The sequence below is a fragment of the Bacillus sp. OTU2372 genome, from assembly GCF_038440275.1.
Classification (GTDB): domain Bacteria; phylum Bacillota; class Bacilli; order Bacillales; family Cytobacillaceae; genus Neobacillus; species Neobacillus bataviensis_B.
In genome coordinates, this window is record NZ_JASATK010000020.1 from 19,455 (window position 1) to 36,849 (window position 17,395).

A 17,395-nucleotide genomic window follows, 5' to 3' on the forward strand; every position below is an offset into this window, starting at 1 on the left:
AAGCACATAAAAAATCCATCCTTGTGATTTAGAAGGATGGATTTAACCATATTTAAAATGAGGCAATGGAACTTCAAGAAAAAGCAGGTAGTGGGCTGGTAATAGCTCAAGTACCTGTTTTTTTAATTGGGAAAAAGAATGGTGACCAACAAAAGCAGGAAGCCTTATCTAGGGCAATTAAGGGAAAGGAGCTTTTGGAGGAATTTAGGACAAAATTCTCAACAAATCGATTGAGCGGAAATTAATATGACTCAATGACCAGCTAATTTAAAATAATAAGCAGCTATTTTCTAAAAGAACAAAGGAAAATGATTCTTGGTTTCTTTTTTTGTATGAGGTACATATCAGTACCACTTGCGATACGATTTATTCTATCTTATATAATAGAATTAATGTAAAATCTAACAAAATGGTGCCTGACACCAATGGAAAGGAGACCGACAATGACCTCTTTTGTTAATAGCCCAAATGGTATTTTCCCTTCGGTTTGTTCACTAGATTGCCCGGATCAATGCGGGTTGCTCCTTCATAAAAAGAACGGAAAAATTATTAAGGTAGAGGGTGACCCAAATCATCCAGTCACTAAGGGTTTTATTTGCAACAAGGTTCGTAATATGACGGAACGAATCTATGATGAAAAACGGTTAAAATATCCAATGAAGCGCATTGGTCCAAAAGGAGAAGGGAAGTTTGTTCGAATAAGCTGGGAGGAAGCTGTTGAAACGATTACCACTCGCTGGAAGGAACTGCTACAAAGCGAGGGTGCCGAAAGTATTCTGCCCTACAGCTTTTATGGAAATATGGGAAACCTTAGTGCTGAAGGGATGGACCGCCGCTTCTTCAATCGTTTGGGATCCTCTCAGCTGGACAGGAGTATCTGTAACTCAGCCGGTGCAGTTGGTTATAAATATACAATGGGCGCAAGTTTCGGAACAGATCCAGAGGATACAATCCACACCAAGCTGTTTATTTTTTGGGGTATTAATGCTGTAAGTACCAACATGCACCAAGTAGCTCTTGCCCAAAAAGCCCGGAAACAAAATGGCTCTAAAATCATTGTTATTGATGTCCATAAAAATCAAACTGCTAGATTGGCAGACTGGTTTATTCCTATTTTACCAGGGACTGATACCGCTCTGGCTTTAGGAATGATGCATATTTTATTTTCCGAGAACATGGTGGATTCCGCATTTCTGGAGCAATATACAGTCGGTCATGAGCAGTTGCGTGAACATGTTGTGCAGTATGACCCTGCTACCGTATCAGGCATTACCGGCATTCCGGTAGAGGATATTGTTCAACTGGCAAGGATGTATGGAGAAACTTCCCCTGCCTTTATTCGGATTGGAAATGGCCCGCAGCACCACGACAATGGCGGTGTGTTTGTGAGAACGATTTCCTGCCTCCCTGCTTTAACAGGACAGTGGTTAGTAAAAGGAGGAGGGGCTATCAAGGGAAATTCCGCTTACCTGGCGCACAATACTGCTATTTTGCAGCGGCCAGATTTGTTAAAAAATAAAAAAACGCGCGGGATTAATATGAACCTGCTGGGAGAAGCCCTGCTCACTTTAGATCCCCCAGTAAAATCGCTCTATGTATATGGGAGTAATCCAGCCGTTGTTGCGCCAGCTGGCAATAAGGTTCGAAGAGGATTGAAACGAGAAGACTTATTTACTGTCGTCCATGATTTATTTTTAACAGAAACGGCAAGCTACGCAGACATTGTTCTACCAGCCACATCTTCCTTTGAAAACACCGATTTTTATACATCGTATTGGCATCATTATATTCAGCTTCAACAGCCTGTAATTGAACCATTCGAGGACGCAAAGTCAAATGTGGAGGTGTTCCGATTACTGGCTAAAGGAATGGGCTTCACTGAATCGGCTTTTGATGAGACAGAAGCAGAATTGATTGGGCAATCACTAGGGAATCCAATGAATCCTTATATGAAAGAAATAACTTACGAATCTTTAAGGGAACATCATTATCTTAAGGCAAAAGCGAAATTTCCTGACAGGCTCCCAACACCGAGTGGAAAAATTGAACTATATTCAGAAAAGATGAAACAGGACGGCTATCCTCCATTACCAACCTATGTACCTTTAAAAAATGAATCTGATCACCCTTTTCAATTTATAGCGGGGCCAAACCATAGCTTTTTAAATTCGACATTTTCGAACCAGTCAATACATGTGGGACTTGAAAAAGAGCCTCAAGTGGTTTTAAATCTTTACGATGCTGAAAAATTGGGAGTCCAAAATGGAGAACAGGTCCGAGTTTGGAACGAACAAGGAGAATGTATCCTTAAAGCGAGGGTTGGTGACAGCGTCCTTCCAGGCGTGGCAGTAACTCAAGGTCTTTGGGGAGCAGATAAAGGAACAAAACAACTGGTCAACTCTCTTACTCCAGACCGTATCGCAGACATGGGCGGAGGAGCCACTTTTTTTTCAGGGAGAGTTACCGTCGAAAAATTAACTGGTGCCTGACACCAAAAACCACCCATAGATATTACTTATTATCATTCTTGAATCGTTCATCTGGTTTATTTTGCTCCTCCATTTTCATGAATTGAATATCGTCACTTATTTTCTTTTCATGTTGGTTCTTCAATGTGAGTACGGCCGCCTTCCCGTCACTGGGCGATCCATCTGAAAAATACATAGGAAATAATGAGAAAAACAGCATATAAAAGGAGAAATAGATAAACTGATACCAAAAAACTGATTTTTCTAGAATTCCTTTAGAAATGAGGACATGTACCAGACAAATACCTGCCAGGTTGAATAAAGCCCCACCAAGGTAAATGAAGGTGTTCGTGACACGGTTATCATGCCTTAACGATTTAAACTCGCAGGCCCCATTCCAGAAGTAGTATCTTCTTATCTCAATATTCCAAAAGGAAAATACCTTTGTTCCGGATCCGATTACGATTTTTTTCTCTGAAGCTCCGAAAATCGTAACGAAAAAAATATGTCCGCTTAGATGGATAATCGTAACGATAGGCAGGATCACGAAAAAAGAGATTAGAAATTTTATAATATCAGCGAATCCAAACATGATTATCCCCCTAAAATATTCGATATAGAACCTGTCATTTCGTTTGAGTTCGTTGAGACCGTTATTTATGTACCCCGAGAAAAAACAACGTTAACTAGAAAATATTTGCAGTAAAAGTATAATGCTGGATACCTTATTCATTTTTAGAATTAATTTAAAAGTGCTATCCAAATAAGGATAATCCATTGTCTGGATTTTAAGGTGTGTAACGACAAATCCGATGGGCATTAAGAATAAATGTTTCATTCCTCCCAAGAGCGGGTAGCTATAATAAGGACTACCAATCAAAGGAGGAATTTCAATGTATGAACATGAAAAACATTTGGTGGGAGTTTACGATACTGAACAAGAGGTAATTCAGGCGGTGGAAGATTTAAAACGACAGGGTTATGCTTCCGAAGATATTTCAGTTATCGGGAAAAACAAAGACGCTGTAAAAGACATTAATGATACTACTGGTACGACAACTGAAAAAAGCGCTCTTACTGGAGCTGCAACAGGCGGTGCACTTGGCGGGATATTAGGACTCCTTGCTGGCGTAGGTGCCCTGGCTATACCAGGTATCGGACCTATTGTAGCGGCTGGACCAATAGCCGCTACCTTGACTGGGGCGGCTGCCGGAGCAGGAGTAGGTGGTTTGGCAGGAGTTTTAATTGGATTAGGAATTCCTGAAGAAGAGGCTGACCGTTACGAAGGCTATGTAAAAGAGGGGAAATTCCTTGTTGTGGCGGAACGCCGACAAAACCGTTTAGGAGAAGGACAACGAGTTGAAACCAGTGTAAACCAAAACGATACAGACGTAACCGTTAGATCAAATGAGCCATACAATACTCCGGTCACTTCTTTGAATCAAACTGCGAACTTACACAACAACAGAGGATTTTAATAATTGAAAGTGAAAAGGGTACTGTCTTCAAGTGGAGACGGTACCCTTTTTCGTCTTTTATTTTTTTCTATAAAGACGCTAAAATGATAATAGTTTACATGAAAAGGAGCTTTTAAAATGGACTTGCAATTGAATGGGAAAAATGTACTGATAACTGGCGGCTCAAAGGGAATTGGCAAAGCCATCCTAAAAGCGTTTGTGGCGGAGGGAGCCAATGTTTCGATAACAGCCCGAGAGCTGGAAACTTTAGAAATGGCAAAACAAGAGCTAGGGGGCAGCGTTTCTATTTTCCAAGCGGATATCACCAATGCAGACGAACGTGGAAGAATGTTTCAATCGGTTATAGAACAATACGGAACGATTGACATCCTAATTAATAATGCTGGCGGGAGCAATGGCGGGAAAGCATCTGAAACGGAAATGGATATGTTTTATCAGGCAATGGAGCTGAATTATTTTTCAGCAGTCCATTTAAGCAAGTTGGCTGTGGAGCATATGAAAAAGCAGCGATCGGGTTCAATTATCAATATTACGTCTATTTATGGAAGGGAAAGCGGAGGGAAAGTTACTTATAATAATGCCAAATCCGCACTAATCAGTTTTACGAAGTCGTTGGCAGATGAGGTAATCCCATATGGAATTAGGGTAAACAGCATCGCGCCCGGAAGCATCTTGCATGAAACGGCCAACTGGCAAAAACGCATCGAAGCAGATCCGGAAGGTATTAAAGAATTCGTGAAAAAGGAAATTCCAGCTGGCCGATTCGGCACACCAGAGGAAATCGCCAATGTGGCGATGTTTCTAGCCTCCGTAAAAGCATCATGGATTGTAGGTGCGAGTATCAATGTGGATGGCGGACAGTCGAAAATGAATTTTTAAGATGAATGGATGAGGCTGACTCAAAAGGTCGATAAATGACGACGCTTTTGAGTCAGTTCTTTATTTTCTTTCTGTTTTTTGAACTTATTTGGAGAACTTAATGATATATAAAGGCAGATATGTACTGTATTTTCGAGAAGTAGGCCCTAAAAAATAAAAGCCACGGCATAGATAAAATAGGTTTTCCTCAAGTAACCGGTAACTTCATTATTAGATAAAAATTTAGGAGCCAATTGAATTACTCTTAAAGAAATTATGTTGTCTATAATTATATTAGTAAGTTTAGTTAAAGAATGGTTACATACTAATGTTGTATATTAATATAAACGAATGTATAATTATGTAAAAAATAATATGGAGTGGTGTTAATTGGAACTGATTGTGGAATCAGCCGACTTAAAAGATTATTTAAAAGAATTAGATGAAGTCGATTTTTCGCATCCTTTAATTAAAGAAGCGGTTGCTGAAATGTTTCATGATGGACAGACAGAAATTGAAAAAGTGAGGACTGCCTTCGAATTTGTAAGAGATACAATATCTCATTCATGGGACATTCAAAGTACAATAGTTACTTGTAAAGCTTCAGGTACTTAAATACAAAGAGGGTATATGTTACGCAAAATCAAATTTATTTGCTGCTTTATTAAGGTCGGAGGGAATACCGACGGGTTTTTGTTATCAACGTCTTATGATATTCGATACACCAGATAAAGGTTATTCACTACATACGCTAAATGGAGTTTTCCTTAGTTCACTTAACCGATGGATTCGCTTAGATGCCCGTGGAAATAAACCTGGAGTCCAAGCCGAATTTTCTATAGATGAAGAAATTTTAGCATTTTCAATTCAAGAAAAGTTCGATGAAATAGATTATCCGACTATTTTTTCTACACCAAATCCTAAAACAATCACTACTTTACAAAGTAATATAAATGCATTAGAAATGTACAAGCACCATCTACCCGATATTTTGTCATAAGCGAGGTCTTTCGGCGACCATTGAAACCTGCAAAGAATTTTACGTCAAATAAAAATGCTGGAATTGAACAATAGGAGGAAAGTTGGATGAACAACATTTATGTCTTTGTGTATGGAACATTAAGAAAAAATGAAAGTAATCACTATTTACTTAAGGAGGCTACACTAATCGCCCGGAAGGCGTGGACGAGTGGACGTCTTTTTGATACAGGCCTCGGTTACCCAGCATTGAAGGAATCAATGAACGATAGAGTCTATGGTGAAATATATCTTGTATCCGAAGAACAGCTGTATAGGCTAGATGAATTGGAAGATTACCGTCCAAATGATAGAAATAACTTATACAACCGCAAGAAACAAGTTGTTTTTTATGATACTGATAAAATAGAAGCCTATCTATATTTTATTGCTGGACATCAGGAATCACTGTTGAAAAATCATATCGAATCAGGTGATTGGAAGCTTTACAGATCCTAGTTAGAGTATTAAGAAAGCCGCCAAATTGGCGGCTTAACGATTTATGCTGGACTTGCTTTTGATGCTCTATTACCTTCTTGTGTGATGGAAGGAAGAAAGTTGCGATGAGGTTTGCGACCCCAATAAAAAACACAAGAATAAACACAAGATGCATCCCATGGGGCGAGACCCTCATGGATCACCTTAAGGACACTTGCAGGCAGCTTATTAATGGTTTCTGAACTTAAAACATCACTAATATTGCCTCCACCGCTCCATCCTCCGGCTTCATGTTCTTTTCCAAAAGTAATCAGTGAGTTGTTAAAAATCGTTCCAAAGACAGCAACCCCAACCGTTTGGCCAATGGACCTAGTAAAGGTATTTGATGCGGTTGCCGCTCCACGCATTTGCCAGCCAACCGCTGATTGAACAAGAACGGTTGTTGGAGTTGTCGCGTAGCCCATCCCAAGACCAAAGACAATCATAATCCCTACAAAATACCAATACGGTGAGTCAAGTTCCACAGCCAGCAGCCATGTTCCACCGAAAGCAATTAAAACAGCACCAAGAATGGCCGTTAACTTAGAGCCAATTTTATACATATAACGACCGGCAAAAGTGGCACCCAAAGGCCAGGCAATCGACATTGGCATGAGTGTCAGCCCTGAGCTTGTCGTACTGTGTCCAAGAATCGTTTGAATCCACATAGGTAAATAAAGATAGTCAATAATCTATAGATGCGGAGGTTTGTATGGAAGAAATAAAAACAAACATTACGTTAAATATCTTTAGGAGCTCCAACCTCTTAAGCAGATACGGAGCAAAGATGGTTGCTGATGTCGGACTTAATAGCATACAGCAATGGGTGATTCTTAGAACAATCATTAATAGAGGAGAAATATCCATTGGTGAACTAAAAGAAGAAATGCTTGTAACGAAACAAAATATGACCGGGATGATCAATCGCCTGCAGCAATCCAATTTAGTTACTCTATTTCAAGACCCTGAAGATAAAAGAAGAACTCGGGTGAAGATAGCAGAGGAAGGAATCCGTGTTTATGAGCAATTGAAATCTTTACGAAATGATTTTAATGCCGAGACTTATCATATTTATACTGATCAAGAAATAGTGGTTTTATACGATTTACTTAGCCGTCTCGTTGAGCATTTGAAAGAGGAGTAATGTTATCAAGTTAATAGGTAAACCCATTTTTATTCCATCTCTTTATTTAGTTAGTTATTCGTTTCTTTTCATCGAACATACAGTGCAATTAAAAAAACAGTGTTCTAACTGGGAAGCCACGCAGTACATAAACGATATCCGCTTATTCTTATTCATTTCAAGCCCCTTTCCATGGGGCTTTTATTTTTTTACATGCCACCCCAAATATTTAAGAGAACGGTCCGCAAGCTATGTTTAATCAAAAAACTCTTTGTCTAAAATAGTTTATTGAATGCTCTATTATATTTCCTTATTAGAATCATTTCTTATCAAAACTCGAGGTGGCAATAAAAGAATGATTCAAATCACCCAAATTCAATTATTTATGCTCATTATGTTATTTGAAGTGGGAAGCACAACCCTTTTTGCACTTGGAATCGGTGCTAAACAGGATGCTTGGCTGGTGGTTATACTAGCTTTCTTTATCGGAACAGGCCTGATATGGGTATTTACACAAATACCAAGAACTTGTCCTAATCAAAATTTTTCAGAAATTCTTAATCAGGCAGTAGGAAGAAAATTAGCCATTCCTTTGTTGATTATTTATGCAGTCTATTTTTTGGACGGTGCTAGCTACAATTTTTATGAATTTGGGGCACTGATTAAAATGACGGCACTCCCGATGACACCTCTTCTTGTTATTCTTTATTTTTTTATGCTGGTATCGATCTATATCCTATCGTTAGGCTTTGAAGTATTAGCAAGAACAGGTGAAATTTTATTGCCAGTCTTTATTATTTTTCTGGTTACTATTTATATTTTTACCATGTTTTCGGGGCAATTTGAAATCAATGCATTACTGCCTATTTTAGGCAATGGAATGAAACCGCTTTTAGGGAAAACCTTACTCGACGTTGTGTTATTCCCTTTTGGCGAGCTTGTCGTTTTTATTATGTTTTGGCATTTTGTTAATAAGCAGGAAGGCATACGGAAAATTACCTATTTGGCTGTGACGTTTTCAACAGTCCTAATCATTTTTTCACTCATTATCATGCTTGCTATTTTGGGGCCAGATCTTACAGCAAATACTGAAGTTCCATTATTGCAAACGATTCTTTCTATTAACATCGCTGACTTCTTCACGAATTTAGACTTATTAGCCGTTTTAATCATGTTTATCGGCGGCTTTTATAAAATGAGTTTGCATTTTTACGGCGGTGTCCTTGCTATTATCTGGATTTTTAATATCAAAAATATAAGACGGGTGATTCTTGTTTTAGGGCTGATCTTCCCGATTTACAATAATATGCGATTTGAAAATATGGCCTATCACCGGTGGCTTGGTTCTGAAGTTCACACGTATGTAATGACCATGATCAACCTTTTAAGCATTTTCTTATTTATTGTTATTTTTCTAAAGAAAAAAGTAAACATCGCAAAAAAGAGGAGAAAGAATGATGGTAATCCTTCAATTAATCAGGAAAGCTGATCTAATAAGTAACTTCATATTATTCGGAAGTTCCATGTTTATTTTAATCTGTCTCCTGTTGATTGCTTTCCATCTATTCACGTTAATGTTTAAGCGTTAATTTTTGGCTTGGAATGGTCCGCGCATTAATCCGGTAGAGTTAATTTTAAAATGAACATTGACCGTATAGGGGACTTCAGAAAACCGCTCATTCCAATCGTTTTTTACTTGATTCCATACCTTTGGTTCTTCTTTGTTTAAAGCCCTTCCAAAACCAAAAATATCAGAATGGAATTCTTTTTGCGATTTTTCTATAGCTAATTTGATATATTTTTCAATTTGCTTGTTCATTTTTTCTTCTGTCTTCTTCATATGTTCAAGTTTTCTTGTATTGTCTTCAAGTGATGTCATAACTTCCTGTTCGGTGATAACCCCTTCACCTTCAACGTTAATGGTAAAAGAGATGTCATTTCCTTTTACCGTTGGTTTTATGGTTGTATCGGCTTTTTTCACTTCAACCGATTCATATCGCTCTTCATTTACAGGGGAGGGGATGGATACCGCTCCCGATTCTACTTCACTTTTGCACCATCGATAGCCGATTGTTTGACGTTCATTTAAAAAGCCAATTAATTTATCCTTATTAAAAACAGCACCGCCGGACAATTTTACATGTTTTTTTGAAAATTTGTCTTTTTCAAATTCTAATACCCCAACTACGGGTTCAATTCCGCTTCCGATCGACTCTTTATAAAAATTAAGCAGATTGATTTTAGTTGCTTTTAACTGAAATTTCGTATCTTCAATCATATCTTTTAATCGTAATGCAGGGATGGGTTCGATTCCCCCTGTATCTGATTCCAAAATTTCTCTTGCTTGTGCATTCTTTGCTATACATACGAACACATAGCCCCGGATTTCTTTCCCGCGCTGAAAAAAGTCAAGAACTGGCAACAGACCTTCTTTAGCCAAGTCTTCACCGATTAGAATGACTTTATTGTGGGCATAAAATCCTTTACGGTCGAATTCTAAATTGGATTTCCTTATGGCTTCAAAGATGGTCTTTCCCGTTGTAACTACTTTTTCAACGGGTCTTTCGGTACTGGGTGATTGTGTACTTAGTGCCTCGGGTCTTAACATTTGAGTGGAAACAATAAATTCCCCGGATTCCGGATCTCTATCAACGGCAATACCCATTACGATTCCCAGCTGCTTTAATTCAGTCCGGTCCCAGCAACCTGTCAATAGCAATAAGCAAGTACAACAGATAACCGCCTTTTTCACGACTGACCCTCTCTTTCATCCTTATTGGGAATACTAGGTTTGTTGCCAAATCCTGATCTTTTAGAATTTTCCTGAGTGATGGATTGCGGCCGAGAATTAAAAAGCCAAATGGGCAGGCGAATAATCGAATCCTTCCATTCACTCCAAATAATAGGCGCTTGTGGTGTTAAATAGGGGGTGCCAAAAGACCTGAGAGAACATAAATGGCCCAGGATCATCATAAAACCCATTAATATTCCATATAAACCCAACGCACCCGCTAATATCAGCAAAAGAATTCTCGATAAAATAATCGCATCATTAAATGCAGATACCACAAACCCGGCAATCCCTGTAATGGCAATACCGATCACCATAGCCGAGCTGACCAAACCTGCTTGAACGGCTCCTTCTCCAATGACTAAGGCACCAACAATGCTGATCGCAGAACCCACAGGCCTGGGCATCCTTACTCCTGCCTCTCTCAGAAGTTGAAAGACGATTTCCATTAACAATGTTTCAATAAAGATAGGGAAAGGGACACGCTCTTCCCCAGCAGCCATTGTTGCCAGCAAGAGTGACGGAACCATCTCTTGATGATAGGTGGTAAGGGCGATATAAAAGGGCGTGGCCGCAACAGCAATGAATAGAGCTAATAATCTTAGTAATCGAATTAAGGAGGATAAATAAGGCCGGGAGTAGTAATCCTCTCCGACTTGTAATCCCTCTACAAATAGAAAGGGAACGGTCAAGACAAATGGTGTACCATCACAGAGTATTGCCACTCTTCCTTCCAGCAATTTTGAAGCAACTTTATCAGGTTTCTCGCTATTTCCAACAGTTGGAAAAATCGAAAAAGGGCTGTCTTCGATAAATTGTTCCACATATCCTGATTCCAATATGGAATCCACATTGATATGCTGCAGCCGAGTACGTACCTCTTCCACAACCTTTTCATTGGCAATCCCTTCGATGTAGCCCATACGAATATTCGTTTTGGTTTGTTTGCCAAGCTTTATATTTTCAAACTTTAATCGGGGGTTGTTAATTTTTCTGCGAATTAACGCAGTATTGACCTTTAACACTTCATTAAAACCTTCGCGAGATCCTCGTACACTTGATTCAGTATCTGGCTCGGTTACATTCCTTGTTTCAAAACCTTGTGTACTCATGGCGAGTGCCGAATCAAATCCATCTATAAAAAGAACGGTTTTTCCGGTTAAAACACTGTCAATAACTTGATCTATCTTTTTTAGCTCTTGGATATCTGCCGTGTGAAGAATCCTATTTTTTGTAATGGTAAGTAAACTGCTTTGATCAAAGTGTTGAGTTGAAAAATTGGGTTCCATTAACGGCTTTAAAATATGTAAATTTATATAATCATCATTCACTAATCCATCTAAATAACAAATGAAAACCTTATACGTCTTTTGGTTCAAAAACTCAAACTCTCTATATAGGATATCATCCGTTTTTCTAAAAATATTTTTTAATAAAGAAAGGTTTTCTGCCAAGTGTTTATCAATATATTCGTCAGTAGTAACAACCTGTTTATTGGGTTTAGAGGATAGATTTTGAGGAATGATTTTCTTTAATGATTGAAATAAACTTCGCATTTAGTTTCCTCTTTCAGTTTTTAATGAATTCGATTCTGTTATTATTTGTAAACGGATAGAAATCATTCCTTTTGCCACACTTGAACCGTTTAAGAAATTACCTATAACGAAGCAAAATAAATTAGCGTTGCAATTTATCAATCACATTAGACAGATAGTTTTGATAGTTAGAGGAAATTATAAAGAGGACGATATGGATTAGGAATTCCTGAAGAAGAGGCTGACCGTTACCAAGGTTATGTAAAAGAGGGTAAATTCCTTGTTGTGGCGGAATGCCGACAAAACCGACTAGGAGAAGGACAACGAGTTGATACCAGTGTAAACCAAAACGATACAGACGGAACCATAAGATCAAATGTTCCATACAATACTCCGGACACTTCTTTGAATCAACTACGAACTTAGGCAACAACAGAGAATTTTAAGGATTGAAAGTGAAAAGGGTACTGTCTTCAAGTGGAGACGGAACCCTTTTTCATTTGATCTAGCGCAGGACACTAACTTGGTTTTCTTGATTTATTTTGTAGTATACTATACGAAACACTGTGATTTAATGAGGAAAAAAGGATGGTGTATGATGGAAAAGCAGCTTCCACCCGGCCAATTTGAAACAGAAAAATGGCCCATACTGCACAAAGGGGATATCCCCGTGTTTAATAAGACCTATTGGAATTTCAGGCTTTTTGGTGAGGTAAAGGAAGAAAAGGTCTTATCATATAAAGAAATCATGGGGCTTCCAAAGACCATCTCAACCGTTAACATGCATTGTGTTACAACCTGGTCTAAGTTTGATACCACTTTTGAAGGCATTGCCCTTAGAGAGTTATTAAAATTTGTAGAAATCGATGAAGAGGTTAAATACATTAAAATTTACGGTTACTATAATGGGGATAGATTTGGTTATTCTGCCAACTTGCCGCTCGAGCCTTTACTAGGGGACGATTCTTTGTTTGTCTACCGTTGGAAGGATCAACACCATGATTGGCAGGATATTGAACCCAAACATGGTTATCCACTAAGGTTTATTCCGCCAGAAACATTTTATCTTTGGAAAGGCTCCAAATGGGTGTCAGGGATTGAGTTTATGAAGGAAGATGAGGCAGGTTTTTGGGAAGAGTTTGGCTATTCGATGACAGCCAATCCATTTAAAGAAGAACGGTACCGTTAGCACCAAATCACCTAAAATACTCCTTATCCCCGTAGTATAATTTAAGTTTGTATTAGATGCGTTAATCCTTCCTGGATTAACGCACTAGTTTTTTAAAATTAGTTAGCTGTTACTCTTCTATACAAACTATGAAACTATGTAGTTAGAGTTTTGATTCCAATCCATCTAAAGAAACTAAATAACATCCTCTCTAGAGGGACTTCACGAAAAAAGCAGGTAATGGCTGATAATAGTTCATTTACCTGCTTTTTTTATGGGAAAAAGATGGAACCTACGAGACTTTAACTCATGGAAAACGGACCTTGGAATGCTCCTGTGGATTCGTACATAAATCTATATGGAGAATAATAAGACAGGTGGGTTGCAGATGGACACCAATGATTTTAATAAAGAGCTCCAACACTATTACACAAAAATACGTGAGACGAATCATCCCTATTATTGGTACTGTTTGGCTAAAACGCAAGCAAGAGCTGGATTAACAAATGAAGCACTGCAAACAATTGATCTGGCTTTGTCTTTTCCCAATCCTTATCCTTCAAAGCATAAACTTTTTGAAATACGGGCGGGACTGCAATCTGCTGATTCAAGACAGATAAATACTAATAGTCCATCCATCGTAACAGTAAAAAGGGGTGATATTGACGGAGATGGGATAAAGGATAATGTCTTTCTTACTGCCAATAAAACCCCTGATAGTCCATTTTGGAAAGATATCACTTTGGTAATCCAAAATGGGAGAACACATCATTATGAATACATCCATTTTATAAATAACTCTGGATACAATCCAACCCTGTTTCTGGGGAATTTTACAGGCAAAAAAGGCGATGATATTTTAGTGGTCATCGATACCGGAGGAAGTGCCGGCACAATTTATGCGTATATCTTTTCTAATATGAACGGTCAAATAAGGCAGATTTTTGATTCAGATGCATTCAATGATTCCTATAAGTACGATGTGACATATGAAAATCAATACAAAGCAAAGGTAATCAGTTATCATCTCAGAGAAAAGTATATTCTTGACCTTACTTATAAGGGGAAAGAATATTTATCGGAAATCTATAACCCCCAAGGAATTTTAAAGGCTCCTATTAATGGGTGGGTGAATCCTTTGTCTGGTTTATACCCGATTGATTTTAACAGGGACGATATCTATGAACTCGAAGCATATCAAAGGATAGCTGGCAGGTATAATGCGGACAGTCTGGGATATGTACAAACTGTATTCAAATGGAATGGCCATGATGAGTTTGGTCTTGACAGACAAACGGTGGCCACCTTTGGTGGGGAGATGTAACAATGGGATCTTTTAATAAAAGAAATGAACCAAAATTTTTTTACGTAACATAAGAGGCCTAATGGAATAATTGTTAATCCAAAATTAGCTAGGGTGGTATCGATGTAGTTGAAAACTTTGAAAGTTATATAGATTTACCTACTAAATAGGATGTAAATGAATTTCAGATAATGGGAAACTTTTGCCTAACTGTATGAGATCAACGAAAAGAGGAAACCTTATCCAGGGCAATTAAGGGAAAGGGTGCCTTTAGAAGATTTATGGACAAAATTATAGATTGTGGAATGGAAGACTAATGGTATTCATACCGAGACGAGTTTTTTAAACAAATTGCGATTGAATGGTGTCGGCAAAATAAAATAGACTTTATTGAATAGAAAAGACAGGAGGTGATTACTAATACAAAAGGCAATCAACTTTTTTTATTGAACTAAACCAGCTAATCGTTTGTCAACATTTTTCAATGAAAAATCATAATACCTCATAGTCAGTGCAATTTTCTTAAGTGCTTTCATTGCCATTTCCTTTGAGTAATTTATGAATAATCGCACTTGTAAAAGAGCCTAATACAGCACTTCCTGCAATGTCAGAAGGATAATGATGTCCTAGCCAAATTCGTGACAATCCCGTTAAAAAAGATAACCCCAACATAATAGATCCAAGGATGCGTTGATTAAACTGGACTATTGTTGAAACGGCGAAAGTTAGTAGAGTATGTTTACTTGGAAAGGACGAATCAAATTTAGAAGGGGTAAGTATACCTACTCTCCCTTTGAAAAATGGGCGGGGCTTAAAATAAAATAGCTTAATTATAAAATGCAAGAATAACGAAATCATGATAGACACTACTGCTTCAATAGTTACATTCCTTTTTTTAAAAAGCAAAATCAATAAAATAATAAAGAAAACAAATTTCATCTTTTTGGAAATAAGTATCATTAATTTATCTATTATTAAATGACGTCCGGAAAGCAAATTTATTAAATGAAATAGTTTAACATCCAATCGTATTCACCTCTGTTTTCTGGAAGGTTTTGGATAAATTGATAAATAACTTGATTCAATTTACTTGCTGCTTTTGTTGGGACTTGATGTTTAATGCCTTCAACAAAGGTTATTTCATTTTGAGGGAGTTTCGTATGTAGTTGTTGTGCATAATGATAAAATGTTTTATCTTTTCCACCATAAATGAGGGAAATTGGCATAGTAATGTTCTCTAGTTGATCGGAAATGTTATAGTTCAAAATGTAATCATAGTATTGCGAGATGTTTCTAACATCACCTTTTTTAGCTTCTAGAAACATCTTGTCGAACAACTCTTTTGTATTTGAATTGCTATTGGATACTGACCGAGCTAAAGTAGGCAATGCCCCAATCTTTGCCAGGTTTTTAGCAAGGCGTATTCTGTTTTTTAGACGCCAGTCACTTACCTCAGGCATTCCACTAATAATGATTCCACCTAGAGCACGCCCTTTTGATGTTGATAACAAAAATTCCAATAGGATGGATGCCCCTGCTGAATATCCACATAAAAAGGCCTGCTTAATTTCTAAATGGTCCATTAGTTTTTTTATATCCTCAACGATTAGTGGATAAGTAACAGGTTTTCTTGAAAAAGGACTCCTTCCATGTCCTCGTATATCAAAGGTGATAACCTGAAAATAACGAGATAGTTCTTCTAACTGGTATATGAAATTTATTGAAGTTAGAACGGGCGGATGAATAAATATGATTGGAATCCCTTTACCTTTAACAGTGTAGTAAAGGGTACTCTCATCAACTTCGAGGACTGGCATGATATCACCTCAAATTAATAATACCTTGATTTGCTTTCATTTATTATTTGGTTCATTTTGTTGAATCATACAAAAAAGGCGTTTGGTCTCCCTAGCTTTTTTAGAACTTTAAAATTGTGTCATCATTTTTAATAGGTATAATAATATTCTTATTAAAAAAAGCCAGACAAGATCGATCCTCGGAGGTAAACAACATGGATTATAAAATAAGGGAATTAAAAAAGCACTTGATATATTCTATTTGTTAGACTAGTATAATTATTATCTCTTAAAATTACATATGATTTTGTTAACAATTAGTTAAGATGCCTTAGGGCTTAATAGGGAATCTGGTGCAATACCAGAACTGTCCCCGCAACTGTGAGTGTGGACGAAATAGACAAACCACTGAGACGTATTTACGGACGATACGGGAAGGGTCTAAAGTAGGAAGATACACAAGTCAGGAGACCTGTCTTAGCTTTTAAAGTTTCGATTTCTTCGGGGGTTGAGAAGATGGAACGTCTGGACAAAAAGGATTGTTTATTAACTTTCTTTGTGCTGACGTTTTATCCGTTCAACTAATGTTGAACGGATTTTTTCGTTTTGATGATTCTAAATCATTTTTAATTCTCATAGTTTAGCTTTAGAAGAAACAAGCCTTTTTAACAATTGAATACATTAGGATAGGTGCGCATTAAAAATATGTGCATAATTTGGGAAGTACGGTTTAAATCCGTCACGGTACCCGCCACTGTATGGGGAGTTCATTGCAAATGTCACTGAAGGAATTCGGGAAGACGCAATGGAATGATGAACCTAAGTCAGGAGACCTGCCTATACCTAAAAAGCTTCAATCAACCTACGGGAACATAGGTAGAAGTGCTGAACATATATCGCTATTTTTTGTGTGTATATATTCTGCACCCCTATGTCCATAGGGGTGCTTTTTTTACGTAAAAAACGAAAAGGAGAGTGTGACATGACTACTTGGAATTTACAAGGGACGAAACACCATGTTTTCATTTGCAACGGCAGCAGCTGTATGAGAAAGGGTGGGGAGGAAGCGACACAAGCGATTCGGAACGAAATCACCAATTTAAACTTAGATTCACTCATACATACAACAAGAACAAGATGCAATGGGAGATGTAAGGATGCACCCGTTGCCATCGTCTATCCGTCAGGGACTTGGTATAAAAACGTAACCCCGGAAGTGGGAACTACAATTGTAAAGCGTCATCTGGCGGAAGGTCATTGCCTTCAGGAGCATGCGATCTATCAATATTCCGAAGCAGGATTCATACAGCCAGAAGGCTCGGAATGCATCGAAGGAGTACAAAAAGCGGTTAAAGAAAAGATGTAACAGCGGATAGTAGCT

General features: G+C 37.9%; 17 protein-coding genes, 1 pseudogene and 2 riboswitches. Of the genes and pseudogenes, 11 read left to right on the plus strand and 7 right to left on the minus strand.

The genetic code is table 11. From position 1 onward, the window contains the following. The first annotated feature begins 65 nt into the window (after positions 1-65). Both AAHB15_RS23100 and AAHB15_RS23105 read left to right on the plus strand, forming a co-directional pair. Complete coding sequence (locus tag AAHB15_RS23100; RefSeq protein WP_335573733.1) at positions 66-245, plus strand: hypothetical protein; 180 nt, start codon at positions 66-68, stop codon at positions 243-245. Positions 246-443: 198 nt separating this feature from the next. Beyond that, complete coding sequence (locus AAHB15_RS23105) at positions 444-2,489, plus strand: molybdopterin-containing oxidoreductase family protein (RefSeq protein ID WP_335573734.1); 2,046 nt, start codon at positions 444-446, stop codon at positions 2,487-2,489. A gap of 22 nt (positions 2,490-2,511) precedes the next feature. Here the strand turns inward: AAHB15_RS23105 and AAHB15_RS23110 are convergent, their stop codons facing one another. After that, on the minus strand, positions 2,512-3,060 hold the full coding sequence (locus tag AAHB15_RS23110) for a hypothetical protein (RefSeq protein ID WP_335573735.1): 549 nt from the start codon (positions 3,058-3,060) through the stop codon (positions 2,512-2,514). Positions 3,061-3,361: 301 nt separating this feature from the next. On the opposite strand from AAHB15_RS23110, the gene AAHB15_RS23115 reads away from it, so the two are divergent. The 4 genes and pseudogenes from AAHB15_RS23115 (at position 3,362) to AAHB15_RS23130 (ending at position 6,280) form a co-directional block, all read left to right on the plus strand. After that, positions 3,362-3,946: a general stress protein gene (locus AAHB15_RS23115; RefSeq protein ID WP_335573736.1), complete on the plus strand. Its 585-nt coding sequence runs from the start codon at positions 3,362-3,364 to the stop codon at positions 3,944-3,946. A 117-nt stretch (positions 3,947-4,063) separates the two neighbouring features. Continuing rightward, positions 4,064-4,825, plus strand: coding sequence for an SDR family NAD(P)-dependent oxidoreductase (locus AAHB15_RS23120; protein WP_335573737.1), 762 nt, complete (start codon positions 4,064-4,066; stop codon positions 4,823-4,825). Between the two features lie 369 nt (positions 4,826-5,194). Further along, positions 5,195-5,804: pseudogene (locus AAHB15_RS23125) on the plus strand (transglutaminase-like domain-containing protein). An 86-nt stretch (positions 5,805-5,890) separates the two neighbouring features. Beyond that, positions 5,891-6,280, plus strand: a complete 390-nt coding sequence (locus tag AAHB15_RS23130) for a gamma-glutamylcyclotransferase family protein (RefSeq protein ID WP_335573738.1) — start codon at positions 5,891-5,893, stop codon at positions 6,278-6,280. Positions 6,281-6,321: 41 nt separating this feature from the next. On the opposite strand, the gene AAHB15_RS23135 is transcribed toward AAHB15_RS23130, so the two are convergent. Next, a complete protein-coding gene (locus AAHB15_RS23135; RefSeq protein WP_335573739.1) occupies positions 6,322-6,966 on the minus strand; it encodes an MFS transporter in 645 nt (214 codons plus the stop codon). A 44-nt stretch (positions 6,967-7,010) separates the two neighbouring features. On the opposite strand from AAHB15_RS23135, the gene AAHB15_RS23140 reads away from it, so the two are divergent. Both AAHB15_RS23140 and AAHB15_RS23145 read left to right on the plus strand, forming a co-directional pair. Next, positions 7,011-7,442 (plus strand): MarR family winged helix-turn-helix transcriptional regulator, encoded by a 432-nt coding sequence (locus AAHB15_RS23140; protein WP_342043458.1) that lies wholly within the window; start codon positions 7,011-7,013, stop codon positions 7,440-7,442. Positions 7,443-7,776: 334 nt separating this feature from the next. Then, on the plus strand, positions 7,777-8,910 hold the full coding sequence (locus AAHB15_RS23145) for a GerAB/ArcD/ProY family transporter (RefSeq protein WP_335573741.1): 1,134 nt from the start codon (positions 7,777-7,779) through the stop codon (positions 8,908-8,910). Between the two features lie 96 nt (positions 8,911-9,006). Here AAHB15_RS23145 and AAHB15_RS23150 read toward each other — a convergent pair whose 3' ends face one another. The 3 genes from AAHB15_RS23150 to AAHB15_RS23160 form a co-directional block, all read right to left on the minus strand. Further along, positions 9,007-10,173 (minus strand): Ger(x)C family spore germination protein, encoded by a 1,167-nt coding sequence (locus tag AAHB15_RS23150; protein ID WP_342043460.1) that lies wholly within the window; start codon positions 10,171-10,173, stop codon positions 9,007-9,009. After that, positions 10,170-11,768, minus strand: coding sequence for a spore germination protein (locus tag AAHB15_RS23155; RefSeq protein ID WP_335573743.1), 1,599 nt, complete (start codon positions 11,766-11,768; stop codon positions 10,170-10,172). The genes AAHB15_RS23150 and AAHB15_RS23155 overlap by 4 nt, the downstream gene beginning before the upstream one ends. 121 nt (positions 11,769-11,889) lie before the next feature. Further along, complete coding sequence (locus AAHB15_RS23160) at positions 11,890-12,132, minus strand: hypothetical protein (protein WP_335573744.1); 243 nt, start codon at positions 12,130-12,132, stop codon at positions 11,890-11,892. A 213-nt stretch (positions 12,133-12,345) separates the two neighbouring features. Between AAHB15_RS23160 and AAHB15_RS23165 the strand changes: the two genes are divergently transcribed. Both AAHB15_RS23165 and AAHB15_RS23170 read left to right on the plus strand, forming a co-directional pair. Beyond that, positions 12,346-12,936 carry a molybdopterin-dependent oxidoreductase gene (locus AAHB15_RS23165; RefSeq protein WP_335573745.1) on the plus strand — a complete coding sequence of 197 codons (591 nt, stop codon included), beginning with the start codon at positions 12,346-12,348 and terminating at the stop codon, positions 12,934-12,936. A 367-nt stretch (positions 12,937-13,303) separates the two neighbouring features. Further along, positions 13,304-14,239, plus strand: coding sequence for a VCBS repeat-containing protein (locus AAHB15_RS23170; RefSeq protein WP_335573746.1), 936 nt, complete (start codon positions 13,304-13,306; stop codon positions 14,237-14,239). Positions 14,240-14,740: 501 nt separating this feature from the next. Here AAHB15_RS23170 and AAHB15_RS23175 read toward each other — a convergent pair. Beyond that, entirely contained in the window at positions 14,741-15,244 is a 504-nt protein-coding gene (locus AAHB15_RS23175) for a phosphatase PAP2 family protein (RefSeq protein ID WP_342043463.1), read from the minus strand. Continuing rightward, the gene (locus tag AAHB15_RS23180) at positions 15,220-16,035 is read right to left on the minus strand and encodes an alpha/beta fold hydrolase (RefSeq protein ID WP_342043465.1); all 816 of its coding nucleotides are present in this window, start codon (positions 16,033-16,035) and stop codon (positions 15,220-15,222) included. Before AAHB15_RS23180 ends, AAHB15_RS23175 begins: the two co-directional genes overlap by 25 nt. A 286-nt stretch (positions 16,036-16,321) precedes the next feature. Continuing rightward, a riboswitch (cobalamin riboswitch) is annotated at positions 16,322-16,508 on the plus strand. A 177-nt stretch (positions 16,509-16,685) separates the two neighbouring features. Continuing rightward, positions 16,686-16,869: riboswitch (cobalamin riboswitch) on the plus strand. A 127-nt stretch (positions 16,870-16,996) separates the two neighbouring features. On the opposite strand from AAHB15_RS23180, the gene AAHB15_RS23185 reads away from it, so the two are divergent. Beyond that, a complete protein-coding gene (locus AAHB15_RS23185; RefSeq protein ID WP_335573749.1) occupies positions 16,997-17,380 on the plus strand; it encodes a (2Fe-2S) ferredoxin domain-containing protein in 384 nt (127 codons plus the stop codon). Positions 17,381-17,395 lie beyond the last annotated feature (15 nt).